This window comes from Achromobacter spanius (assembly GCF_002812705.1).
Taxonomy (GTDB): Bacteria; Pseudomonadota; Gammaproteobacteria; order Burkholderiales; family Burkholderiaceae_B; genus Achromobacter; species Achromobacter spanius.
Genome location: NZ_CP025030.1, coordinates 2668541 through 2690796, shown reverse-complemented (window position 1 = coordinate 2690796; position 22256 = coordinate 2668541). Strand labels below are relative to the sequence as shown.

Genomic DNA, 22256 nt, shown 5'->3' with positions numbered 1-22256 from the left:
AGGCGCGCCTTTACCGAATTTCGAGACAATGACAAACTATCCCGAAATTCAGCCAAACCAAGTCCGGCGCCCCCCCTCTTCCCCCGCGCATGCATCCGTTCCCGCCCACGCCCTTCGACCCTGACTCCAGCTCGCAGCCCGCCTTCGCGATGCCGGTGGACGGGGCGGACCGCGACAACGAATCCCCCAAGCATCGCCACCACATGGGCCAGCTTGTGCTGGCGCTGCGCGGCGGCGTCACCTGCTCGGTGCCGCAAGGGCTATGGATGGTGCCGCCCCAATGCGGCGTGTGGATTCCCAGCGGCGTGCCGCACAGCAACCGCGTTACCGCCAATGGCCGCGTCTACTTCCTGTTCGTTCCATCCGACGCCTCGGGCCTGCCCGACGAATGCTGCACGCTGGCGATCACGCCCTTGGTGCGCGAACTGATCGTGCACCTGGCCGCGTTGGCGCCGGCCGAGGTGCCCGCCGGCGCCAACCGGCAACTGGCGGACGTGCTGATCGAACAACTGCGCCGCATGCCCACTGAACGCCTGCATCTGCCGCTGTCCGACCACCCCCGGCTGCGCGAGATCGCCACCGCGCTGAATGCGGATCCCGCCGACCGCAGCACGGTGGCGCAATGGGGCAAGCGCGTTGCGATGAGCGAACGCACGCTGGCGCGACTGGTGCAGCAGGAAGTCGGCATGAGCTTCGGGCGCTGGCGCCAGCAACTGCACATCATCGTGGCCTTGCAGCGCCTGTCGGCAGGCGTGTCCGTGCAGCGCACCGCCGAAGACCTGGGCTATGAATCCGTCAGCGCCTTCATCACCATGTTCAAGAAGACGTTGGGCAAAACCCCGGCCCGCTATTTCGCGGATAAGGCGCAGGAGCCGGCATCGCCCGCACGCGCATAGTCCGGCTTAGGACCGGCATCGCTCGACGCGCCTAGCCGTGCTTAGGCCCGGCCACGATGAACAAGCGCGGGAACGGCAGCAGCACCGTGCCATCCGCCAGCGCGGGATAGGCCTCGGCGATCAGCGTCTGGTAGCGCGCCAGAAAGCTCGCCTGTTCGGCGGCGTCCAGCTTGTCCAGATACGGCCGCAGCGCCGTGCCCTTGAACCATTCCACCACCGCCGCCGCACCGGCCAGCGGATGGTGATAGGTGGTGCGCCACACATCCAGCACACCGCAATGCGGCTTCAGCAATTCGTAGTACCACGACGCGCTGTGGCGCGGCGGGTGTTTCACGCCACCCGTCTTCGCGGCCCACGGCGCCTCGCCGGCCACCTGGCGCGCCAGGCGGTGCGCGGGTTCTTCCATGTTGTCGGGCGTTTGCACGGCCAGGCTGCCGCCAGGCGCCAGCTTGCCGACCAGTCGCGGATAGAGCGTGGCGTGGTCGGGCACCCATTGCAGCGCGGCATTCGCCAGAATCACGTCGTACTGCCGGGGCGGGTTCCAGGTGGCAATGTCGGCCAATTCGAACTGCACGCCCGGCAGGCGCTTGCGCGCGGCCTCGATCATGTCCTGAGAGCTGTCCATGCCCGTGACCACGGCGTCGGGATAGCGCGCGGCCAGCACTTCGGTGGAATTGCCCGGCCCGCAGCCCAGGTCCACCGCCTGCCCGACGGCTTGGTTCAGCAAGGCGGCAACCAGGTCGCGCACGGGCCGGGTGCGTTCGTTTTCAAAGGCGGAATATTGCTTGGCGGACCAACTGTTGTTGCTGGTGGTGTGACTCATGGCGGCTCCTTGCGGAAGGACGAATACGCAGGGACTCTACGCCTGGCCGCGTCATATTTCAAATATCTAGCCGCGCCAATTTTCATATCGAACGCCTATGGCAGAGCACAAAGAAAAACCGCCGGACAAAGCCGGCGGGTGGGAATGAAAAACCGCCGGACCAGCCGGCGGTTTGGGGACTGCGTAGATATCGCTTACTGCGTCGTCAACGTATCCGAGCGGGTTTTCCACAAGGAGAACAGCACACCACCCAGGATCAGGCTGAAGGTCACGCCCAAGGATACCGCCGCAGGCACCTTGCCGATGAAGCCGACCAGGAAGATCTTCGTGCCGATGAACACCAGGACCAGAGCCAACGCGTACTTCAGGTAGTGGAAGCGGTGGATCATGGCAGCCAGGGCAAAGTACAGCGCACGCAGACCCAGGATGGCGAAGATGTTGCTGGTGTAGACAATGAACGGGTCCGTCGTGATGGCGAAGATGGCAGGCACCGAATCCACCGCGAACACCAGGTCAACAAACTCGATCAGCACCAGAGCCAGCAGCAGCGGGGTGGCAAAGCGCACCTTCTTGTTGGTGGCCGGGTCCGTTTCGGTGACCACGAACGCATTGCCGCGCAGGCCTTCCGTCACACGCATATGGCGCTTCAGGAACTTCAGGATCGGGTTGGTGGCGATGTCCGGCGTCTGGTCGGCAATCATCCACATCTTGATGCCCGTGAACACCAGGAACGCGCCGAACAAATACAGCAGCCAGCCAAAGTTACTGACCAACGCGGCGCCCAGGCCAATCATGATGGCGCGCAGCACGATCACGCCCAGAATGCCCCAGAACAACACGCGGTGCTGGTACTGGCGGGGAATCGCGAAGAAGCTGAAGATCAGCGCGATCACGAAGACGTTGTCCATGGACAGCGATTTCTCGATCATGAAGCCCGTGTAATAGGCCATGCCGCTGGTCGCGCCCAACTGCCACCACACCCAGCCGCCGAACAGCAGCGCGGCGGTGATGTAACCGCCCGACAGCAACAGGCTTTCACGCACGCCGATCTCGCGGTCTTCCTTGTGCAGCACGCCCAGGTCAAAGGCCAGCAGGCTGACGACAATGCTCACGAACAGGAGCCAGGCCCAGGTCGGTGTCCCTAAAAAGTCGTTGGTGAAGAATGTGATCAAAGTGTCCATGATTGCCCCGCTGTGTTCGAAGGTGCCCATGATCCAGATTTGAGGCCAACCGAGAAATCAGCCTGAAAGTGAGTTAAGGTTCGAAAAAACCGAAGTAAAGACGAGCACATGCTGAACTACCGACACCTGTATTACTTCTGGATGGTTGCCAAGGAAGGCGGCTTTTCCCGGGCCGCCGAACGGCTGGACATGGCCATCCAGACCATCAGCGCCCAAGTGCGCGATCTGGAAAAAAACCTGGGCCACCAGTTGCTGAAACCCGCCGGGCGCGGCGTCGCCCTGACGGACGCCGGCAAGGCCGCTTTCGCGCGCGCCGAAGAGATCTTCCAGATCGGCCATGTGCTGCCGCAGGAAGTGCGCGCGGCCGCCACCAAGCCCGTCATCCGGCTGTCCGTGGGCCTGTCCGACGGCATCTCGAAGCTGGCGGCGCACGCCTTGCTGGGCCCCGTGCTGGACACGCCCGACCTGCGCCTGACCTGCCATGAAGGCGAAGTGGAAGAGCTGCTGGGTGAACTGGCGCAACACCATCTGGACCTGGTGCTGGCTGGCCAGGGAGCCCCCGCCAACCCCAACCTGCGCCTGACCAGCGACCGCCTGGTGTCGTCGGCGGTGGACTGGTACGGCCCGGCGCGGCTAGTTCGCAAGGCCGATACGCTGGATTTCCCCCGCTGCCTGGAGCGGCTGCCCGTGCTGCTGCCCACCGGCCATTCCGTGTTGCGCCAGACGCTGGACCGCTGGTTCGGCGAACAGGGCGTGCTGCCCAATGTGGTGGGCGAATTCGAAGACAGCGCGCTGATGTCGGTGTTTGCCGCGCGTGGGCTGGGCGTATTCCCGCTCAGCCGGCTGGGTGGCGACGATATCGGCCTGCTGCGCGGCCTGCGTCCGCTGGCCCGCTGCGACGGCGTGCATGAAGAAATCCACGCCATCCGCAACCGCCGAGGCCAGCACCATCCCTTGGTCCAGGCGGTGCTGGCGCACGCCAAGACTTCGGTTTTTTCTTAATGTTTGTCACACGTACTCTGGTTTTTTAGAAATAGAATCCGCTTTATCGTGGACCCTCTTTTGAATCGGAGTACCACTGCAATGAAGAAAATCATCTGGCTCACCTTCGCCGTGCTTGCCGCGCTCTGGACGGGGTTGGTGGCGCTGACCCTGCAACTGACCGACTGGGTGCTGGCAACCATCGCCACCGCGCAGGTGCCCGGCACCGCGCTGGACACGTCCCAATGGGTCGCGCCCGCGTGGGCCGCGGGCTGGCTGGACCCGACCTGGCTGGCGTCGCTGCAAGGCGGCCTGGTGTGGGCCGCGCAGGGCCTGAACCAGATCTTGCCGGTGGCGGGCAGCCTGGGCACGCTGATCGCGGTGGTCGGCTGGATCTTCTGGGGCTTCATCATGGTCGGCCTGCTGGCGTTGGCCATGGTCTTGCACTGGCTGGCGGGCAAGCGCGAACAGGCCAACGCGGCGCCTGGCCGCCAAGTGGTGTAATACCGGCAGGCAACGCGCCGCCCGGTACGCTGCCCCTATACAGGAGCGTGCCTTGCCCACCCGAACTGTCCCCGCCCCGACTTTTGCCGCCTTGTTGACCGTGGCTTGCCTGCTACCCCCGGGCGCCACGGCAGCCACGCCGGTATCGCCCCGCGACACCGGCGTGGACGTCTGCACCGTCGCCGGCACGTCAGGGCAGTACAGCGTACGGGTACGCAATACGGGGGCCGCGCCGCTGGCGCGCGTCGACGTCACCGGCGTGCGCCTGAACGCCTCTGGCCAGGCAACCGAACCGCTCAACGTCAGTTTGACGGACATTCCCCCCGGCAAATACAAAACGGCCATCCTGGCGCGGCGCGGCGAATCCGCCGCCCTGGATCGCATCGTCACCTATACCCTGGTCGACGGAAAGCCCGCGCCCCAACAAGAGCTTTTCGCGGGCAAGGTGGCGCACGTGTCACCCGGCTCCGCGCTGCAATACACGCTGGCGCCGCTGGCCGTGCGCGGCTGGACGGTGGCGTATGGTTCGCCCAATGCCGCCAGGCTGGAGGCCGGCAGCGCCGTCATCCTGAGCTACCCGGTGCGCAGCGGCAAACAGCCCGCCACGCGGCCCGAGGCCGGCCGCACGCCGACGGCGGTAGCGCCGCTGGCGCCGTGCAATCAAGACTGATCAGGTGCCGGCAAGCAGGTCGCGCTCGTTCAAGAGCGCATAGACGATTTCTGGCTTGTTCTCGAAACCCCGGCGTATGGCGGCGGGCAGCGCGGTGCGCGTCTTGCGGCATAGGCCCGGCGCGTCTTCCAACTGAATCGCAATGCCGCGCGACGTGCGCACTTCGTTATCGCTGGGCGTAATCACAATCACGATGCCCAACTGCGCCTGGATGCGGCCCTGCATGGCGCGCAGGTCGTCCAGGCTGCTGATGTTTTCCAAGCGCGCGACGAGCTTTTTTTCTTCTTCCTTGGTCAGCCGCAGGATGCGGATATCCGCGGCAGGGTCCGCCAACAGGGTGTCGCGGTCGCACATACAGGCGCCCGGCGGACATTCTTGGCGGATGGGAAAGGGAAAGTTCATGGCGAAAAAACGCGCGATGACGCACCAGGCGTGGACAACACCAGACCATCAATTCTACTCAAGATGCCAAGCCGCCCGCCGCCGTGCGCTGCTCGTTTTCCCGCACGACGCTGCGGTATATTGCCCCCCTTGATCGACGCTGGGAGAGGCGCGTGAAACGGATTTTTCTGGCGGCCGCACTGGCTGCGTTGGCGGGGCAGGTGCAGGCGCAGGCGCAAGCCGCCCCACGCAACGTTCCGTTTTCCATCAAGGCGGACCTGCCGGGCGTGGTCACCATCAGTACTGGCGATACGCAGCAAGCCACCGTGCGCGTGGGCGATGGCCCCGAGCAGCCACTGGGCAGCTTCGATGCCGACGCGGTCGACCAGATCCAGGCCGTGGACATCAACCACGACGGCTACCGCGACCTGATACTGGGCCAAAGCGGCGGCAGCACGCAGCTTATCGCCCGGCTCTTCCTATACCGGCCTGACCATGGGACTTTCCAGGAAATCCAGCACCCCGACCCATCCAGCCCTTGCCGAGGCTTCGTCAACCCGGTCATCGACGAAAAACAAGCCGTGATTCATGTGGCATGCCGCTATGGCGCCGCCAGCAACGGCTTCGAAGACTACGTGCTGCGATCCGACGGCACGGCGCGTGCCACGTCCTGGGGCACGCAGGCGCTGTTCGGCCTGGAGAGCGAGGGCGCCGAACTCAGCTACCGCTTTCGTGAAGACGGGTCGATTGACCGCATCGACATCGAAGGCGAAGGCTCGCCACTGGAAGGCGGCGCCGTGCCGGTCAGCAAGCTGGATCTGACCGACACCCCAGACGTCAACGCCACCCCCACCATGGCCGCCACCGAAGGCGAACACCTGGACGTCGTGGCCCTGCGCCCGCCCGACTGGCTGCAAGTGCGCTACGCCAGCAAGACGGCGGGCGTTGTGCTGAAGTGGGTGCGCTATGCGGATCTGCGCGTGGACAAGCACCGGCTGGTAGCGCCGTCGTCGCCTCGCCCCCTGACGCTGGATCTTGCCGACACGCTGGCCGACTGGAATGGCGAGGACGGCGGCCAGTTCATTGCCAGCGTGGCCAACACCAGTGACGCGCCAGTGGCCCTGAATGCGCCGCGTGTCTGGCTACTGCTGACCAACGCGCAGGGTCACCGCATCGTGCACCCGCTCTACCAACGCGACGCCGACACCCTGCATCCCGCCAACCCGCTGGGCCTGGCGCGCGACCCGATCGTCTGGGCCGCGGGGGAAGACGGCAAGCCGGCCTACCAGGTGAACGACAACGGCTATAGCAATGTGCCGTTCCTGCCCGCGCTGGCGCCGGGCAAGTACCGAGCGGCCGTCGTACTGACCGACCCGGGCAATCTTGCCCAGCCCATCGTGTCCAACGAAATCGGGTTCGATTACCCGTTGCCGCAACGGCCACCCGCCTCACAATAGGCGGGTTTTGATGTTCATCCGCCAGCGTGCCACCCATGCCGTTCAAGCTTCTTCGAGCTGATCACGCCCGCTGGAGCCGAGTTTCAGCCCCACGAGTTTCAGCCCTCCGCCTAGCCGCCCTGCTGTTAGCCGTCGTGATCGCGCTGACCCTGCTGGCCGCGGCCGCCCTGGCCACCACCGGCCTGCTCACCCGCACGCGCCCCGCCGACGTGGCCATCGTGTTGGGCAACACCGTGCTGCCCAGCGGCGAACCCTCGCCCCGCCTGGCCGCGCGCCTGGATCGCGCCTACGACTGCTTTGCGGCGCGGCAATGCCGCATCCTTTTCGTCAGCGGCGGCATCGACCCGGCTGGCGCCGATGAAGCCGCCGTGATGCGTAGCTACCTGCTGGCGCGCGGTGTGCCCGCCGACCGCATCGTCACAGACAGCGCGGGCAACAATTCCTGGGCCACCGCACGCCACGCCAGCGCCTATATGCGCGAGCACGGCTACACCAGCGCGTTGGCCGTCACGCAATACTTCCACGTGCCGCGCACCATGCTGGCCTTGCGCCGGCATGGCGTGGCGGATGTCAGCGGCGGGTATCCCCGGTTTTTTGAATGGCGTGACCTGTATTCCGTCTTCCGCGAGCTGCCCGCCATAGCGTGGTACGGGTGGCGGTCGCTATAGTGACGTCCGTCATCCCGTATTGGTGACGTCCGCCATTCCTTATTCGTCGTCCGTCACCCCTCATTGCCCGCCCCTTCAAGGACCCACGCCGTGCTGATTTTCCACAACCCCGTCCATGACAAACATGCTGGCCGCCAGGAAATGTTCCGCGGCAAGCTCGTGCCCTGCCACGAAACGCCGGCGCGACTGGAATATGTACTCGACGCGCTGCGCCAGCGCGGCATCGGCGAACTGCGCGCGCCGTCAGCACCCGACATGAACCTGATCAAGCGCGTACACACCCCGCGCTACGTGAACTTTTTGGCCAGCGCCTGGCAAGACTGGGTGGCGCTGGACCCGGCCAACGCAGACCTGGACATCCTGCCGTCCGTCTGGCCGGTGCGCGGCTTTCGTCATGACATCGAACCCACCAACTTCGCCGCGCGCGTCGGGCTGTTCTCGTTTGACAGCGGCTGCCCGCTGACGGCCGGCACCTGGGAAGCGGCCACTGCCGGCGCCGCCTGCGCCGTCGACGCGGCACGCGCCGTGATGGCCCCGGGCGGCCCGCGCGCCGCCATGGCCTTGACCCGCCCGCCCGGCCACCATGCGGGCGCCGACTTTTTCGGCGGCTATTGTTTCTTGAATAACGCGGCGCTGGCCGCGCAAGCCCTGCGCGATGCGGGCGCCGCGCGCGTGGCGATTCTTGATGTGGACTACCACCACGGCAATGGCACGCAGAGCATTTTCTATGAACGTGGCGACGTGCTGACGGTGTCGGTACACGGCGACCCAACCACGGAATACCCCTTCTTTCTGGGCTATGCCGACGAGGAAGGCGAAGGTGCGGGCTTTGGCGCCAACCTGAATCTGCCGCTCGCGGCCGGCACCGACTTCGCCACCTGGACGCAAGCCTTGCAGCAAGGGATTTCCGCCATCCAGGCATTCAAGGCCGATGCCGTGGTGGTGGCGCTGGGCGTGGACACCTACGAGGGCGATCCCATCTCGAAGTTCAAGCTGAAAAGCGCGGACTACCTTGAAGTGGGCCGCATGCTGGCCGGCCTGGGCCTGCCCACCGTGTTCACGATGGAAGGCGGCTACGCCGTGGCGGATGTGGGGATCAATGTGGCCAACGTGCTTGAGGGCGCGGGCGGCTGAGCCGCCCCCGCGCCCGGATTTGATTCCGCGCTTGCTTTCTCTCGCTTAATCCCGAGTTTCCAGCACCTTGTTGATGCGCAGCGCCAGCAGGGTGCACGCGGCGCCCGACAGCAGATAGATGCTGACCGCCACCAGCCCGAAGCGGGCCGACAGCCCCAGCGCCACCACCGGCGCGAACGCCGCGCCGATCAGCCAGGCCATGTCGGACGTCAACGCGGCGCCGGTATAACGGAAGCGGCGCGTGAAGTTCGCGGTCACGGTGCCGGACGCCTGCCCATACGACAGGCCCAGCAACACAAAGCCCACCAGGATGAAGGCGTCCTGCGCGACCGGACCGCCACCCAGCAGCCACGGCGTGAACAGCGCGAAGATGGCGATCGCTACCGCCAGCATGCCCAAGGTGGTGCGCCGGCCGATACGGTCGGCCAGCCAGCCCGAGGCCACCGTACCCAGAATGCCCAGGATGGCGCCGAAGATCTGCACGATCAGCACGTCCGTAATCTGCTGCGTGGCGCTGATGGCAATCCAGGACAGCGGAAACACGGTGACCAGGTGGAACAGCGCGTAGCTGGCCAAGGCGGCGAACGCGCCGATGAACAGGTTGTAGCCTTGTGAACGCACCATTTCTGCAATGCTGATGGGTTCAAGCTCGCCCTCTTCAAGCAGTTGCGTGTATTCCTCGGTGACCACAAGCCGCAGCCGCGCGAACAGCGCCACCACGTTGATGGCGAACGCCACGAAGAACGGATAGCGCCAACCCCATTCGATGAAGTCCGCCTCGGTCAGCGTCACGTGCAAATACAGGAACAGCGCGCTGGCCACCAGGAACCCCACCGGTGCGCCCAACTGCCCCATCATCGAATACCAGCCGCGCCGATGCGGCGGCGCATTCAGCGCCAGCAACGACGGCAGGCCATCCCATGACCCGCCGAACGCCAGCCCTTGCAAACAACGAAATACCGCCAGCAATGTAATCGCGTGCGCGCCGATGGTTTCGTAGCTGGGCAAAAACGCCATGCCCACCGTGGCGGTGCCCAGCACGAACAAGGCCACCGTCAGTTTTGTGGCGCGGCCCCAACGTCGCTGGATCGCCATCGACAGCGCCGTGCCGATGGGCCGCATGATGAACGCGAACGAGAAGATGACAAACGCCCAGAGCGTGCCTTCCAGCGGCGCTTCAAAGGGGAAGAAAACTTTGGGAAAGACCAGCACGCAGGCGATGCCGAATACGAAGAAATCAAAGTATTCAGAGGCGCGCCCCACGACCACGCCGACGGCGATTTCGCCGGGAGCCACCTTGGCATGGCTCGCCCCGCCGGACGTTGCCCCCGGGCCGGGAACGGAAGGGGCATGACCGGGATACCGCGTGGAGGTCGACATGGATTTGCTCGCTGTTGGAAGTTCGAAACTGCCTTGTCTACGATCTTGCAACCTGCCGGCGCGCGACGAAGCCACCACGCGCCAAGCCGCATCCACACAGGGATAGCGCCCTGCCGCGCGCACAATGCCGTGCACACTTTTGTTCTTTTACCCTAGATTTTTCGCGGCTTCCAGCGTAGTGTTGCGTTTACTTCCCACGGTTACGTTTCGGGGTATGGCCATGTCGTCCCTCCCAAGGCTCCGCGGATTGATCTTGATTGCCGCCCTGCCATTGCTTGCTGGATGCAATGCGGTGCTGCTCTCGCCATCAGGCGACATAGCAGTGCAGCAACGCAATCTGATCATCATCTCAACCGGCTTGATGCTGCTGATCATCGTGCCGGTCATCTTCTTGACGTTCCTGTTTGCATGGCGCTATCGGGCCAGCAACAAGGACGCTCACTACGACCCGGAATGGAACCACTCCACGATGCTGGAGCTGCTGATCTGGGCCGCGCCGCTCCTGATCATCATTGCGCTGGGCGCGCTCACCTGGGTCAGCACCCATCAGTTGGATCCCTACCGACCGCTGGCCCGTTTGTCCGAAGGCCGCGAGGTGCCCGCGGGCACCAAGCCGCTGGTGGTCGAGGTGGTGGCGCTGGACTGGAAATGGCTGTTCCTGTATCCCGAGCAAGGCGTGGCCGCCGTCAACGAAATGGCCGCGCCGGTCGACCGCCCCATCCAGTTCAAGATCACCTCGTCATCGGTGATGAACTCTTTCTTCGTACCGGCGCTGGCCGGGCAGATCTACGCCATGCCCGGCATGCAGACCACCTTGCACGCCGTCATCAACCACCCCGGCGAATACGAAGGCCTGTCCGCCAACTTCAGCGGCCCGGGCTTCTCGGCCATGCGCTTCAAGTTCCATGGCGTGGATCAGCAAGGCTTCGACAAATGGGTGGCCGACGCGCGCGCCTCCAGCACCACGCTCAGCCGCGACGTCTACCTGAAGCTTGAACAGCCCAGCGAACGCAACCCCGTGCAACGCTACGCCTCGGTGGCGCCGGGCCTGTTCGACGCCATCGTGAACCGCTGCGTGGAAGGCAACCGCATGTGCATGAAAGACGCCATGGCCATCGACTCGCAAGGGGGCATGGGCATACCCGGCGCGCTCAACATCACCACCCTGGACCCGGCCACGCGCGAGCGCCTGGGCCTGACCGGCACGCCGCCGCGCATGTATGTGGGTTCCATGTGCACGTCCACCGAAGGGCTGGTGTTGTAGCGCCGCGCGTCTGCCGCGATCCGAATCGGATGACGCAGGGGTTTCATGAAATCGTGGTCTTTACGCTGGAATCAAGATGCCTGATCAACCAGACCTCACCAAGCTGATCTTCGGTCGACTGACCTGGGACGCCATCCCCCTGCACGACCCCATTCTGCTTGCCACCTTTTTCATGGTGGCCATCGGCGGCATCGTGGTGCTGGGCTCCATCACGTACTACAAGAAATGGGGCTATCTGTGGCATGAGTGGTTCACCAGCATCGACCACAAGAAAATCGGGATCATGTATGTGATTCTGGGCATTGTGATGCTGCTGCGCGGCTTTGCCGACGCCATCATGATGCGCATGCAGCAGGCCGTGGCCTTTGGCGATTCCACCGGCTACCTGCCCCCGCACCACTACGACCAGATCTTCACCGCGCATGGTGTGATCATGATCTTCTTCGTGGCCATGCCGCTGGTCACGGGGCTGATGAACTACATCGTGCCGCTACAGATCGGCGCGCGCGACGTGGCCTTTCCTTTCCTGAACAACTTCAGTTTCTGGATGACGACGGGCGGCGTGATCCTGGTGATGATGTCGCTGTTCGTGGGCGAATTCGCGCGCACCGGCTGGCTGGCGTATCCACCCCTGTCAGGCATATTGCACAGCCCGGACGTCGGGGTCGACTACTACATATGGGCCTTGCAGATTGCCGGGGTGGGAACCCTGCTATCCGGCGTCAACCTGCTGGTCACCATCGTGAAAATGCGCGCGCCCGGCATGAAGATGATGCGCATGCCCATCTTCACCTGGACCGCGCTGTGCACCAACGTGCTGATCGTGGCGGCCTTCCCCGTGTTGACCGCCGTGCTGGCGCTGCTGTCCATGGATCGCTACGTGGGCACCAACTTCTTCACGGCGGACTTCGGCGGCAACGCCATGATGTACGTGAACCTGATCTGGATCTGGGGCCACCCCGAGGTCTACATCCTGATCCTGCCCGCCTTCGGCATATTCTCGGAGGTGGTTGCCACGTTCTGCCGCAAGCGCCTGTTCGGCTATGCGTCCATGGTGTACGCGACCGTGGTGATTACGGTGCTGTCATACCTGGTCTGGCTGCACCACTTCTTCACCATGGGGTCGGGGGCCAGCGTGAACTCGTTCTTCGGGATCACGACAATGATCATCTCGATCCCGACCGGCGCCAAGATCTTCAACTGGCTGTTCACCATGTACCGTGGCCGCATCCAGTTTGAAGTTCCCATGCTGTGGACGATGGGCTTCATGGTCACTTTCGTGATTGGCGGTATGACAGGTGTGTTGCTGGCCGTGCCGCCCGCCGATTTCGTCCTGCACAATAGCCTGTTCCTGGTGGCGCACTTTCACAACGTCATCATCGGCGGCGTGCTGTTCGGGCTGATGGCCGGCATCACCTACTGGTTCCCCAAGGCCTTCGGCTACAAGCTTGACCCGTTCTGGGGCAAGTGCTCGTTCTGGTTCTGGCTGGTGGGCTTCTACGTGGCCTTCATGCCGCTGTACGTGCTGGGCCTGATGGGCGTGACCCGCCGCGTGAGCCACTTTGAAGACATGTCGTTGCAGATCTGGTTCCAGGTCGCGGCGTTTGGCGCGCTGCTGATCGCCTGCGGCATCGCCAGCTTCATCATCCAGTTGGTGGTCAGCTACCGCCGCCGCGACCAACTGCGCGACGACACCGGCGACCCCTGGGACGGCCGCACGCTGGAATGGTCCACGTCGTCGCCCCCGCCCAACTACAACTTTGCCTTCACTCCGCGCGTGCATGACCTGGACGCCTGGTGGCAGATGAAGCAGCACGGCTACGAGCGGCCGCAGCAGGGCTTCATTCCCATCCACATGCCGAAGAACACCTGGGCCGGCATCGTGCTGGCGGCCATCAGCGTGGTGATGGGCTTTGCGTTGATCTGGCACATGTGGCCGCTGGCCGTGCTGTCGTTCGTGGCGCTGATCCTGGTGTCCATCATTCATACCTTCAACTACAAGCGCGACTACTACGTGCCGACCGCCGAGGTCGTGCGCGAAGAAGACGCCCGCACGAGGTTGTTAGCGAAACATGTCTGATACCTTGGCCCCCACCCTGCAAGGCGGCGCCGCGCCGCCCTCCGAGCCCGTGTTCTACGTCCCGGGCGAACACCATCCCAAGAACGGCACCCTGCTGGGCTTCTGGGTCTACCTGATGAGCGACTGCCTCATCTTCGCCTGCCTGTTCGCCGTCTACGGCGTGCTGGGTCGCAGCTACGCGGCGGGTCCGTCCGGCGCCGACCTGTTCGACCTGCCCCTGGTGGCGGTGAATACATCCTTGCTGCTGCTGTCGTCCATTACCTACGGCTTCGCCATGCTGGAGATGCGGCGCAACCGCATCGGCGCGACGCAGTTGTGGCTGGGCATCACCGGCATCCTGGGCCTGGGCTTCCTGGCGCTGGAAATCTACGAATTCGCGCATCTGATCCACCTGGGCGCGGGGCCGCAGCGCAGTGCCTTCCTGTCGGCCTTCTTCACCCTGGTCGGCACGCACGGGCTGCACGTCACCTTCGGCATCGTCTGGCTGGTGACGATGATGATCCAGGTGCGCATGCACGGCCTGATCCCCGAGAACCGCCGCCGCCTGATGTGCCTGTCGCTGTTCTGGCACTTCCTGGACCTGATCTGGGTGGGCGTGTTCACCTTCGTGTATCTGATGGGAGTGCTGCCATGAGCTCGCACATGGATAACCTGGCTGACCGCGGCCACCATGGCCACGGCCATGACCACCATGACGACCATGACGACGACGGCGCCAGCCACGGCACCATGAAGAGCTACGTCACGGGGTTCATCCTGGCGGCCATCCTGACCGCGATCCCCTTCTGGCTGGTCATGGACCGCGTGTTCGAGAATTCACGCACCACCGCCCTGATCATCCTGGCGTTCGCCATGGTGCAGATCGTGGTCCATCTGGTGTACTTCCTGCACATGGACACCAAGTCCGAAAGCGGCTGGAACATGTTGGCGTTAATATTCACGCTGGTGCTGGTCGTAATCACGCTCAGCGGATCAATCTGGATCATGTATCACTTGAACTCCAATATGATGCCCATGTCCATACACGACATGCGGAAAATGCCCTGATGGCAGCGGTAAAAGACTCCACACGCAGCGACTCCCCCCGTAAACCGCGCAGCAAAACCACCCTGGTCATCCTGGGGGTGGTTGCTGCCGTGCTCTTCGCGGGCTTGTGCGCCCTGGGTACCTGGCAGGTGCATCGCCTGGCCTGGAAAAAAGAGCTGATCTCGCAGGTGCAGCAACGCGCGCATGCGCCTACTTCGCCGGCGCCGGGCAAGCCGGACTGGCGCGGCCTGACCGCCGGCAACGCCGAATACCGCCACGTGACGGCAACGGGCACCTACCAGTACGACCGCCAGACGCTGGTGCAGGCCGCCACCGAACTGGGCAGCGGCTACTGGGTCATGACCCCATTGCAACTGGCCGATGGCGGCGGCACGGTGCTGGTCAACCGGGGTTTCGTGCTGCCGCAATGGCGCAAGAATCAGGCGGTATCCCCCCCGCAGCCCGCCGCCGAGGCCCGCGTCACCGGGCTGCTGCGCATGGGCGAGCCGGGCAGCGGTTTTCTGCGCAACAACGACCCCGCCGCCAACCTCTGGTATTCGCGTGACCTGCCGGGCATCGCCGCGGCGCGCGGGCTGACGGACGTGGCGCCCTACTTCATTGATGCCGATGCCGCGTCCAGCCCCAGCCGCGACCCGGCCCAAGCGCCGGTCGGCGGGCTGACCGTGCTGACCTTCCCGAACAATCACCTGGTCTATGCCATTACCTGGTATGCCCTGGCGCTGATGATCATTGTTGGCGTAGTGATTTTCGTGCGCGAAGAAAAGCGCGGACGCGGCAAGGGCTGACGCCAAGCCGGTAGAAAAAAGCCGCGCCGCCCTTCTTGGGCGGCGCGGCTTTTTCATGGGTGGCGCAGGAATTCAGTGCAAGGGTTCAGCGCAGCGGCCAGGCAATGCTGCCCGGCTCGGGGCAGACCCACGAGCCTTGCAGCCGCTCGCGGATCTGCGCCAGGTTCTGCTCAACCAGCAACTGGCCATCGCGAAACACCGGCACCAACGCGCCGCCCGCCGCTTGCTCGGGCGTTTGCTGGTCGTGCAGCACATACCCCGTGGCGGTTTCTTCCACCCGCAGCAAACCCTTGGCCGAACGCTTCACGCCGGAATCCGTCACCGGGTCCTTCACCAGTTCTTCGGGCACGCCATTGACTTCGGCATACGTCGCCTTCAACGCCCAGCCAAAGCTGTCGCGCGTCAGGTACTGATAGGTGTAGGAACCGATGCCCAGCACCACGTTGCCCGACGCAAAGCCCTTTCTTTCGAGCCGGACCAGAATGTCGCGGCCACGCGCCAAGGTGATGGAGTCGCCGTAGATCAGGCCGACGTGCGGGTCCAGCAGCTTGTAGCCGCGCTCGGTCTCTACCCCACCAAAGAGGTCCCACAGGCACTGCACGGCGCCCTTGACCTCGGCCTCGCGCAGCGTTTGGGTGGCGTGGGCCTTGTCGTCCAGCAGCCAATACTCGCCAGTGCCGGCATCGCGCACGGCCTCTGCGCCGTCGCGGCGGGCGGCGGCCAGCGCGGCGCCATCGTCCACGCTGGGTACATCGGTGCAGAAGTAGCCCGTCAGGATCTTCACGGGGTCGCCGGAATCCGGGCGGAACACCACCTTGGCGTTGCCGAAGGCGTCAGGCCGGCGCGACAGGATTTCCGGCTTGAGCGCAGCGGCAAAATCCGTCACCACCTGCCAGAAGTCCCAGGTGTCCGACACCACCGACACGATGCCCGCCGGGTACACCTGCGTGACCAGGCGGCGAATGGTTTCGATCTCGCCTTCCTTGCTGCCCAGGCACATGACCGAGTGCTCGGTGGCCGGCACCGAGCCGCCGACCAGTTCGCGGTCGGAGTCGGCGCCGTAGATGTCTTCCAGATAATCGATGGCGGGAATCGTGTCGGTGCCCGTGAATGACAGCAAGTGGCCCGCGCCGCTCTTGCGGGCGTCGTACAGGCCCGACATGCCGCGCATGGAAAAGTCGTGGCCCTGCCAGTTCACGAAGTCCATCGGGCTGCCCGTCAGGCGGGCGAAATACGTCAACAGCTTGCGGTATTCAAAGGCGATGGTGGCCACCGTGGAAGGCTTCCACGATTCGCAACTGAACAGGGTTTCGATATACGTCACCAGCCACGCGAAGTCGGGGTGCGTGTTGATGAAGGTGACGGGCGGCACGCGGATATCAATACGCGCGCCTTCCGGCACCGACCGGATTTCCAGCGGCAGATAGCCCAGTTCGTACAAGGCCTGCAAGTGGTCCACGGTGACCGCGCCCTTGCCCAACGCGTTATCCACACGGCGCTGATACTGCCGCACGGCGGCGCCTGCCGGCTTGCCGAAGAATTCGCGGTTGAACAGATCAATCAGGATTTCCTTGATGAAGCCTTGCAGGCCGAACCAGACGATCTTGTCGTCGAACAATTCAGGCAGCACCGGGGCCAGGCGCGCCGAGCGCGGCGTGAAGTTGGCCAGGATCTTGTTGGTGCCCTTGGGGTATTGAAACGGGTGGCCCGTCTTGTAGAAGTCCGCTTGCAGGAAGGGGTTGATGCCGTTCTTGACGGTGAGGGGTTCGGGGGCATTCATGGTGCGGGTTCCTTCCAGACGTTCAGTGTTGGACGTTTCAGTTTTCAGCATTTCAGTTTTCAATATTCACGAGCGCCGGCGCGTTCGCGCCTTCGGCGTCCGTCCAGTCGTACGCGGTGAAGATGCCGGCGTAGCGGGCGTTCAGTTCGGCCAAGCCCTTGCTGAAGATGCCGTGCGTGACATACAGGTACAGCGGTTGACGGGTCTTTTCGCCCAGGGCGGCGGCCAGTTCCAGGAACGTGCGGCCGCCGTCGCAGATGTCGTCCACGACCAGCACGGGCTGATCAGGAATATCCTCAGGCACGCGCGTTTCAGTGATGCGGCCGGTCTGCGTGTCGCGCACCTTTTCGGCGTAGCGCACGTCCGCCACGCCCAGCGTCTTGGCCAGGGCCTGCACGCGCTTGCGGGCGCCGGCATCCGGGGCCATCAGCGTGACGCCGTGGGCAAAGGCGGGCGCGGCCAACGCGTTCTTCAGGAACGCCGCGGCGTCCACCACCCGCAAGCGCTGCAACAGCGCCGGGGTCACGTCGCTGTGCGGTTCCACCACGGTCACGGTGGCGTATTGCTGATCATTGATCAGCTTGCAGAACACGGCGGCGCCCAAGGCTTCTCCGGGGTTGCAGACGCGGTCCTGACGCGCATACGGCACGTAGGGCATGTCCAAATGCACCGGCACCGCCGGGTTCAACCGGCGCAAGGCGTCCGTCAGCATCAGCAATTGCATGACGTCGTCGGCCGACTTCAGCAAGGCGTGGATACGGAACGCGCTGGCGGCATCGGCCTGGGCCCGCAGGTTGGCCGGCACCGTGACCTGGCTTTCGCCGCCGGGAAATACAAACGCAGCCGGCGTGCCGGTGTGGCGTTGTCCTTCTACTACCGCAGTGATGGTGAACATGATCAGCCCTTAGTGGCATTTCAAAACTAAGTGAGGCAAGTATAAATCTACTTATTGTTTATATGCAACTAAGTAGTGGATGGCGGTCGCCCAGTGTTATCCGACGCTACGGTCGAACAGGGTGAAGTCCTTCAGGCGATACAGGCGCGCGGGCCGCTGCGCGCCGCCCACTTGATCGCCGGTGGCTTCCAGCACACCCCACGCTTCCATCTTGCGGCGGAAGTTCGATTTCTCTAGCCGCGTCTGCAAGATCGCTTCGTAGGTGTGCTGAAGTTCCGTCAGCGTGAAGCGTTCGGGCAGCAGGAAAAACGGCAAGGTGGAATAGCTGGACTTGCCGCGAAGGCGGGCGACGGCGGCCGCGACGATATCGGCGTGATCAAACGCCAGCGGCGGCAGCGCGTCCACACTGATGAAACGGAAGTCGGCTTGCGTGGCGGCTTCCAATTCCGCCGCCGGCACCAGCGCCACATACGAGACCGACAGCGACCACTGGCGCGGGTCGCGGTCTTTGCCGGAGAACACCTGCAACTGTTCCAGGTAGCGCGGTTCAAAGCCGGTCTTTTCCCGCAGGACGCGGCGGATGCTGGCGTCGGTATCGCCGTCTTCGTCCACGTGCACCACGCCACCCGGCAAGGCCATGGCGTTCTTGAACGGCGCGCGGTCACGCTGGTGCAGGGCAATTTCCAGGACGCCTGCCCGCAAGGTAAGCAGGACGGCGTCGACGGTGACAAGAGGTAGTGGGTAGTCCACGGGCGGGTTCCAGGTTTGCAGCTTCGGGGCAAGATGCCACTATGGCGTGCGGTCGTCAAATTCCGCAAGGATGACGCAGCATCGGCTGAAATTCAGCGGCCATGAATTAAGCGAAATAGCCGGAACATCCCAGGCAATAAACAGCAAATGACGCAGAAAGTAACGGGTTTGTTTTATACTTCCCGCCGGGAACACCGCTCGGCTCACTGCCGAGCGTGCTGTTCCCTTTGTTTTTCCCACCCTAATCCCAAGGAGTTTCCCGGATGAAAAAGACGCTGCTCGCCGCCGCGATGCTGACCGCTTTTACAGGCATTGCGCAGGCAGAACCGTCAGTCACCCTCTATGGTGTCATCGACACCGGTATCGGCTACAACAAAATCAAGGGCGACGGCTACAGCGGTAGCAAGCTCGGCATGATCAACGGTATCCAGGCCGGCTCCCGCTGGGGCCTGCGCGGATCCGAAGATCTGGGCGACGGCCTGCGCGCCGTCTTCAAGCTGGAAAGCGGCTTTGACTCCGCCAACGGCCAGCGCGGCCAATCGGGCCGTCTGTTCGGCCGCCAAGCCACCATCGGCCTGGCCAACGACGCCTGGGGCCAACTGGACTTCGGCCGCCAAGCCACGATCGGCTCGAACTACCTGGCCGACATCGACCCCTTCTACACCAGCTACACCCAGTCCAACCTGGGCCTGGGTTTCAGCGCGGCCAACACCATGCGCTGGGACAACATGGTCATGTACCGCACGCCGTCGGTGAATGGCTTTGAATTCGGGATCGGCTACTCGTTCAACGCGGACGACACGAACGCCGACCAGACGGGCTTCCGCACCGCCGACAACACGCGCGGCATCACCGCCGGCCTGCGCTACGTGCAAGGCCCGCTGAACGTGGCGCTGACGTACGACCAATTGAACGGTTCCAACCGCAGCACCACGATCGACAACGACGCCACGCCGCGCCAATACGCGCTGGGCGTGTCCTACGACCTGGAAGTGGTGAAACTTGCCGCCGCCTACGGCCGCACCACCGACGGCTGGTTCGTTGGCCAGGACCTGCCGGCCGATACGCCCTTCAGCGACGAATTCGGCACCAACCGCTTCGTGAACGGTTTCAAGGCCAACGCCTACATGCTGGGCGCGACCCTGCCCACCGGCGCTTCCGGCAGCCTGTTCGCGTCGTGGCAGCACGTGGCCCCGTCCAATGACAAGTTGACGGGCGGCGACGCCAACATGAACGTCTACAGCGTGGGCTACACCTACGACCTGTCCAAGCGCACCAACCTGTATGCCTACGGTTCGTACGGTACGGACTACGCGTTCATCGACGGCCTGAAGAGCACCGCCGCTGGCGTGGGCATCCGCCACCAGTTCTAAGCGGGGTCTGCCAAGCGGGGCCCGCCGTGCAAACCAACACGGCGGGCCCCGCTAGCGTTCAACGCGCCTGCGCGCGTTCCAGCAGTTGCACGATCTCTGCCTGCCCGCGCAGCCGGGCGTGCTGCAAGGGCGTCCGGCCTTCGCGGTCGGCCAGATTCACATCGGCGCCGGCCGCGATCAGCAGCGCAACAATCGCCTGATGCCGGGTGCCGCCGTCGCTCAAAATGATGGCCTCGAGCAGCCCCGTCCATCCCAGCCGGTTCACATGATTCGGGTCCACGCCCGCTTGCAGCAGGGTCCTGACGACATCCACATGCCCGCGCTCGCAGGCCGGAATCAGTGCCGTGCCGCCATAGCGGTTGGTGCTGCGCAAATCAGCGCCGTGGCGCAACGTCAAATCAAGGATCTCGCGATGCCCCTGGGCGCCGGCCAGCAGGTAGGCGCTGTCCTGCAAGCGGTTCTGCGCGTTCACGTCCGCGCCCGCCTCGATCAGCACGCGCGCCGTTTCCACCTGGTTGCCTTGGGTCGCGCGCAACAGGGCCGTGTTGCCCTCGCCATCGCGCCCATCCAGCGGCACGCCCTGCGCCAACAATTCGCGCACGCGCGCGGTGTCGCCTTGCGCGGCGGCCTCTCTTAACTGTGCTGCCGGATTCACGGCGGCGCCGGCTTGCGAGCCCAGGGCGCCCAGCATCAAAACGAAAACTACCCGCCAGTGTCTGAGGGTTGCCATTGCCCGTATCCTCCCGTTTGAATCGAGGCCTGATTATGGACAAGCCCCCCGCCGATGGGAAATCTGTCCGCCATCCTGGTCAGTGCAATATGGAAGAAACACGATCCAGTCATGATTGGATACTTTTCTATCGCAACATCGCCCCTGCCCCCATGACTTCTCAACCCGCCCGCTTCCTGCCACTACATCCTGTCGCGCGCCTGCTGGCCGCCTTATTTCTGCCGCTGGCGCTGGCCGCGTGCAATGGCGGCGGCGGCGATGACAACGAAGCTGCCGCGCCGCCGGTTGAGCAACCCGCCGAAGCTCCTACGCGCAACACGGCCTACCTGAACACCAAGGCCGGCGACGTCATCCAGGTGCGCATCGAGGAATTGCGACCCACTCAGGCGGCCATCGGCTACGACCAGATCTACTACAAACTGGGCCGCTGGCAAGGCGACTTCAACCGTTCCTGGGCGGGCGACGATGCCCGCAAACTGGATTATCTGGACCGTACCGTCGGCAAGAAGTTTGACGACTATTGCGAAGACATGGGCGGCACCGAGCGCGCGGCCGCGTTTGCCGACCTGGCGGCCGCCCAAGCGGCACGCCTGGATGACCCCAGCACGTTCACCTGCCTGGACGCGCCCGGCACGCACACCGAAAACTTGAAGACCGTGGTGGTGGGCTGGGACGGCAACCTGTACCTGACCGATGGCCATCACACGTTTTCGTCATTGCGAGAAATTTTTGATGGCGGCCCCAAGCTTCCCGTGTGGGTCAAGGTGGACGCCAACTACAGTGACCTGACGACCGCCGCCGCGTTCTGGCAACGCATGGTCGATGAACGCCGCGCCTGGCTGCGCGACGGCCAGAACCAACCCATTACCGTCGACCAGTTGCCCACCCGCCTGGGCTTGGCCAGCGCCGACGAAGCGGGCGGCATGCAGGAAGACCGCTACCGCTCGCTGGTGTACTTCACGCGCGACATCGCCTACGAGAACGGCAGTCTGCCGGAGTTTGCGGAATTCCTGTGGGGTGACTGGCTGCGCCGGCAAGCCGCGGGCGGCCAACTGCCCACGCTGGACCAGTACCGCATGGTGGCGCCCGCCACGCCCGCACAGATCCTGGCGGCCAGCACGCTCAATGCGTCGCTTGTGCCCGGGGGCGCGAACGACAGCTACGCCGCCGCCGTGCGCGATGCCTCGCTAAAGATGGGCGCGCTGGCCGACACCGACATCGTGTTCGACGATCGCCAGGCCGCCAGCCTGGGGCGCATTCCGTTGGCCGCGAACGTGGCGGCGGGCGTGTCCATCAAGGATCAGCGCGACGCGCTGGAAGAACTGCCGCGCATTGACGTCAAGGCCGATGGCTCGCCACGCAACGCCGGCAAGCTGTGGTTCGCCGTGCATTACCGCGCTTGCGGCAAGCCGGCGGCGGGTACCTGCTGGGGTTGGTAGGTATTTTTCGCGCGATTCGAGTATCTTGTGCGTCTTCA

22 protein-coding genes are annotated in these 22256 nt (G+C 64.3%); 14 read left to right on the top strand and 8 right to left on the bottom strand.

Annotated features, from left to right (window positions below):
- Positions 1–89 precede the first annotated feature (89 nt).
- The gene (locus CVS48_RS12165) at positions 90–896 is read left to right on the top strand and encodes an AraC family transcriptional regulator (RefSeq protein ID WP_100854680.1); all 807 of its coding nucleotides are present in this window, start codon (positions 90–92) and stop codon (positions 894–896) included.
- A gap of 31 nt (positions 897–927) precedes the next feature.
- On the opposite strand, the gene tam is transcribed toward CVS48_RS12165, so the two are convergent.
- Positions 928–1719 (bottom strand): trans-aconitate 2-methyltransferase, encoded by a 792-nt coding sequence (tam, locus tag CVS48_RS12160; protein WP_100854679.1) that lies wholly within the window; start codon positions 1717–1719, stop codon positions 928–930.
- A 194-nt stretch (positions 1720–1913) separates the two neighbouring features.
- The gene (locus CVS48_RS12155; RefSeq protein ID WP_100857622.1) at positions 1914–2900 is read right to left on the bottom strand and encodes a TerC family protein; all 987 of its coding nucleotides are present in this window, start codon (positions 2898–2900) and stop codon (positions 1914–1916) included.
- Between the two features lie 108 nt (positions 2901–3008).
- Between CVS48_RS12155 and CVS48_RS12150 the strand changes: the two genes are divergently transcribed.
- The 3 genes from CVS48_RS12150 to CVS48_RS12140 all read left to right on the top strand — a co-directional run bounded on the left by CVS48_RS12150 (position 3009) and on the right by CVS48_RS12140 (position 5055).
- Complete coding sequence (locus CVS48_RS12150; RefSeq protein ID WP_100854678.1) at positions 3009–3902, top strand: LysR family transcriptional regulator; 894 nt, start codon at positions 3009–3011, stop codon at positions 3900–3902.
- An 81-nt stretch (positions 3903–3983) separates the two neighbouring features.
- Positions 3984–4385: a hypothetical protein gene (locus tag CVS48_RS12145; RefSeq protein WP_100854677.1), complete on the top strand. Its 402-nt coding sequence runs from the start codon at positions 3984–3986 to the stop codon at positions 4383–4385.
- A gap of 52 nt (positions 4386–4437) precedes the next feature.
- Complete coding sequence (locus tag CVS48_RS12140) at positions 4438–5055, top strand: hypothetical protein (protein ID WP_100854676.1); 618 nt, start codon at positions 4438–4440, stop codon at positions 5053–5055.
- Here the strand turns inward: CVS48_RS12140 and CVS48_RS12135 are convergent, their stop codons facing one another.
- Complete coding sequence (locus CVS48_RS12135; RefSeq protein WP_100854675.1) at positions 5056–5457, bottom strand: hypothetical protein; 402 nt, start codon at positions 5455–5457, stop codon at positions 5056–5058.
- 152 nt (positions 5458–5609) lie between these two features.
- Between CVS48_RS12135 and CVS48_RS12130 the strand changes: the two genes are divergently transcribed.
- The 3 genes from CVS48_RS12130 to CVS48_RS12120 all read left to right on the top strand — a co-directional run bounded on the left by CVS48_RS12130 (position 5610) and on the right by CVS48_RS12120 (position 8695).
- The gene (locus tag CVS48_RS12130; RefSeq protein WP_100854674.1) at positions 5610–6893 is read left to right on the top strand and encodes an XAC2610-related protein; all 1284 of its coding nucleotides are present in this window, start codon (positions 5610–5612) and stop codon (positions 6891–6893) included.
- 134 nt (positions 6894–7027) lie between these two features.
- Positions 7028–7561 carry a YdcF family protein gene (locus tag CVS48_RS12125; protein WP_242001300.1) on the top strand — a complete coding sequence of 178 codons (534 nt, stop codon included), beginning with the start codon at positions 7028–7030 and terminating at the stop codon, positions 7559–7561.
- Positions 7562–7651: 90 nt separating this feature from the next.
- A complete protein-coding gene (locus CVS48_RS12120; RefSeq protein ID WP_100854672.1) occupies positions 7652–8695 on the top strand; it encodes a histone deacetylase family protein in 1044 nt (347 codons plus the stop codon).
- A 45-nt stretch (positions 8696–8740) separates the two neighbouring features.
- Here the strand turns inward: CVS48_RS12120 and CVS48_RS12115 are convergent, their stop codons facing one another.
- Positions 8741–10075, bottom strand: a complete 1335-nt coding sequence (locus CVS48_RS12115; RefSeq protein WP_100854671.1) for an MFS transporter — start codon at positions 10073–10075, stop codon at positions 8741–8743.
- A gap of 220 nt (positions 10076–10295) precedes the next feature.
- Between CVS48_RS12115 and cyoA the strand changes: the two genes are divergently transcribed.
- The 5 genes from cyoA to CVS48_RS12090 all read left to right on the top strand — a co-directional run bounded on the left by cyoA (position 10296) and on the right by CVS48_RS12090 (position 15251).
- On the top strand, positions 10296–11339 hold the full coding sequence (gene cyoA / locus CVS48_RS12110) for a ubiquinol oxidase subunit II (RefSeq protein ID WP_100857621.1): 1044 nt from the start codon (positions 10296–10298) through the stop codon (positions 11337–11339).
- A gap of 76 nt (positions 11340–11415) precedes the next feature.
- Complete coding sequence (gene cyoB / locus CVS48_RS12105; RefSeq protein WP_100854670.1) at positions 11416–13419, top strand: cytochrome o ubiquinol oxidase subunit I; 2004 nt, start codon at positions 11416–11418, stop codon at positions 13417–13419.
- Positions 13412–14053: a cytochrome o ubiquinol oxidase subunit III gene (cyoC, locus tag CVS48_RS12100; RefSeq protein WP_100854669.1), complete on the top strand. Its 642-nt coding sequence runs from the start codon at positions 13412–13414 to the stop codon at positions 14051–14053. The genes cyoB and cyoC overlap by 8 nt, the downstream gene beginning before the upstream one ends.
- The gene (gene cyoD, locus CVS48_RS12095) at positions 14050–14466 is read left to right on the top strand and encodes a cytochrome o ubiquinol oxidase subunit IV (protein WP_167400980.1); all 417 of its coding nucleotides are present in this window, start codon (positions 14050–14052) and stop codon (positions 14464–14466) included. Before cyoC ends, cyoD begins: the two co-directional genes overlap by 4 nt.
- On the top strand, positions 14466–15251 hold the full coding sequence (locus tag CVS48_RS12090) for an SURF1 family protein (RefSeq protein ID WP_100854667.1): 786 nt from the start codon (positions 14466–14468) through the stop codon (positions 15249–15251). The genes cyoD and CVS48_RS12090 overlap by 1 nt, the downstream gene beginning before the upstream one ends.
- A gap of 85 nt (positions 15252–15336) precedes the next feature.
- Here the strand turns inward: CVS48_RS12090 and CVS48_RS12085 are convergent, their stop codons facing one another.
- The 3 genes from CVS48_RS12085 to CVS48_RS12075 form a co-directional block, all read right to left on the bottom strand.
- The gene (locus tag CVS48_RS12085) at positions 15337–17031 is read right to left on the bottom strand and encodes a nicotinate phosphoribosyltransferase (protein WP_100857620.1); all 1695 of its coding nucleotides are present in this window, start codon (positions 17029–17031) and stop codon (positions 15337–15339) included.
- Positions 17032–17083: 52 nt separating this feature from the next.
- The gene (prs, locus tag CVS48_RS12080; RefSeq protein WP_100854666.1) at positions 17084–17926 is read right to left on the bottom strand and encodes a ribose-phosphate diphosphokinase; all 843 of its coding nucleotides are present in this window, start codon (positions 17924–17926) and stop codon (positions 17084–17086) included.
- Between the two features lie 96 nt (positions 17927–18022).
- Complete coding sequence (locus CVS48_RS12075) at positions 18023–18676, bottom strand: NUDIX hydrolase (RefSeq protein WP_100854665.1); 654 nt, start codon at positions 18674–18676, stop codon at positions 18023–18025.
- 263 nt (positions 18677–18939) lie between these two features.
- Here CVS48_RS12075 and CVS48_RS12070 point away from each other — a divergent pair, with 263 nt between their 5' ends.
- Positions 18940–20049: a porin gene (locus tag CVS48_RS12070; protein ID WP_100854664.1), complete on the top strand. Its 1110-nt coding sequence runs from the start codon at positions 18940–18942 to the stop codon at positions 20047–20049.
- 58 nt (positions 20050–20107) lie between these two features.
- Here the strand turns inward: CVS48_RS12070 and CVS48_RS12065 are convergent, their stop codons facing one another.
- The gene (locus CVS48_RS12065; RefSeq protein ID WP_242001393.1) at positions 20108–20740 is read right to left on the bottom strand and encodes an ankyrin repeat domain-containing protein; all 633 of its coding nucleotides are present in this window, start codon (positions 20738–20740) and stop codon (positions 20108–20110) included.
- 191 nt (positions 20741–20931) lie between these two features.
- On the opposite strand from CVS48_RS12065, the gene CVS48_RS12060 reads away from it, so the two are divergent.
- A complete protein-coding gene (locus CVS48_RS12060; protein ID WP_100854662.1) occupies positions 20932–22218 on the top strand; it encodes a ParB/Srx family N-terminal domain-containing protein in 1287 nt (428 codons plus the stop codon).
- Positions 22219–22256: the final 38 nt, after the last annotated feature.

Excerpts from the sequence above, each read along its gene's own strand:
- CVS48_RS12165 (WP_100854680.1), top strand. The coding sequence starts at position 90 with ATGCATCCGTTCCCGCCCACGCCCTTCGACCCTGACTCCAGCTCGCAG.
- tam (WP_100854679.1), bottom strand. The coding sequence starts at position 1,719 with ATGAGTCACACCACCAGCAACAACAGTTGGTCCGCCAAGCAATATTCC.
- CVS48_RS12155 (WP_100857622.1), bottom strand. The coding sequence starts at position 2,900 with ATGGACACTTTGATCACATTCTTCACCAACGACTTTTTAGGGACACCG.
- CVS48_RS12150 (WP_100854678.1), top strand. The coding sequence starts at position 3,009 with ATGCTGAACTACCGACACCTGTATTACTTCTGGATGGTTGCCAAGGAA.
- CVS48_RS12145 (WP_100854677.1), top strand. The coding sequence starts at position 3,984 with ATGAAGAAAATCATCTGGCTCACCTTCGCCGTGCTTGCCGCGCTCTGG.
- CVS48_RS12135 (WP_100854675.1), bottom strand. The coding sequence starts at position 5,457 with ATGAACTTTCCCTTTCCCATCCGCCAAGAATGTCCGCCGGGCGCCTGT.
- CVS48_RS12115 (WP_100854671.1), bottom strand. The coding sequence starts at position 10,075 with ATGTCGACCTCCACGCGGTATCCCGGTCATGCCCCTTCCGTTCCCGGC.
- cyoA (WP_100857621.1), top strand. The coding sequence starts at position 10,296 with ATGTCGTCCCTCCCAAGGCTCCGCGGATTGATCTTGATTGCCGCCCTG.
- cyoB (WP_100854670.1), top strand. The coding sequence starts at position 11,416 with ATGCCTGATCAACCAGACCTCACCAAGCTGATCTTCGGTCGACTGACC.
- cyoC (WP_100854669.1), top strand. The coding sequence starts at position 13,412 with ATGTCTGATACCTTGGCCCCCACCCTGCAAGGCGGCGCCGCGCCGCCC.
- cyoD (WP_167400980.1), top strand. The coding sequence starts at position 14,050 with ATGAGCTCGCACATGGATAACCTGGCTGACCGCGGCCACCATGGCCAC.
- CVS48_RS12090 (WP_100854667.1), top strand. The coding sequence starts at position 14,466 with ATGGCAGCGGTAAAAGACTCCACACGCAGCGACTCCCCCCGTAAACCG.
- CVS48_RS12085 (WP_100857620.1), bottom strand. The coding sequence starts at position 17,031 with ATGAATGCCCCCGAACCCCTCACCGTCAAGAACGGCATCAACCCCTTC.
- prs (WP_100854666.1), bottom strand. The coding sequence starts at position 17,926 with ATGTTCACCATCACTGCGGTAGTAGAAGGACAACGCCACACCGGCACG.
- CVS48_RS12070 (WP_100854664.1), top strand. The coding sequence starts at position 18,940 with ATGAAAAAGACGCTGCTCGCCGCCGCGATGCTGACCGCTTTTACAGGC.
- CVS48_RS12065 (WP_242001393.1), bottom strand. The coding sequence starts at position 20,740 with ATGCTGGGCGCCCTGGGCTCGCAAGCCGGCGCCGCCGTGAATCCGGCA.
- CVS48_RS12060 (WP_100854662.1), top strand. The coding sequence starts at position 20,932 with ATGACTTCTCAACCCGCCCGCTTCCTGCCACTACATCCTGTCGCGCGC.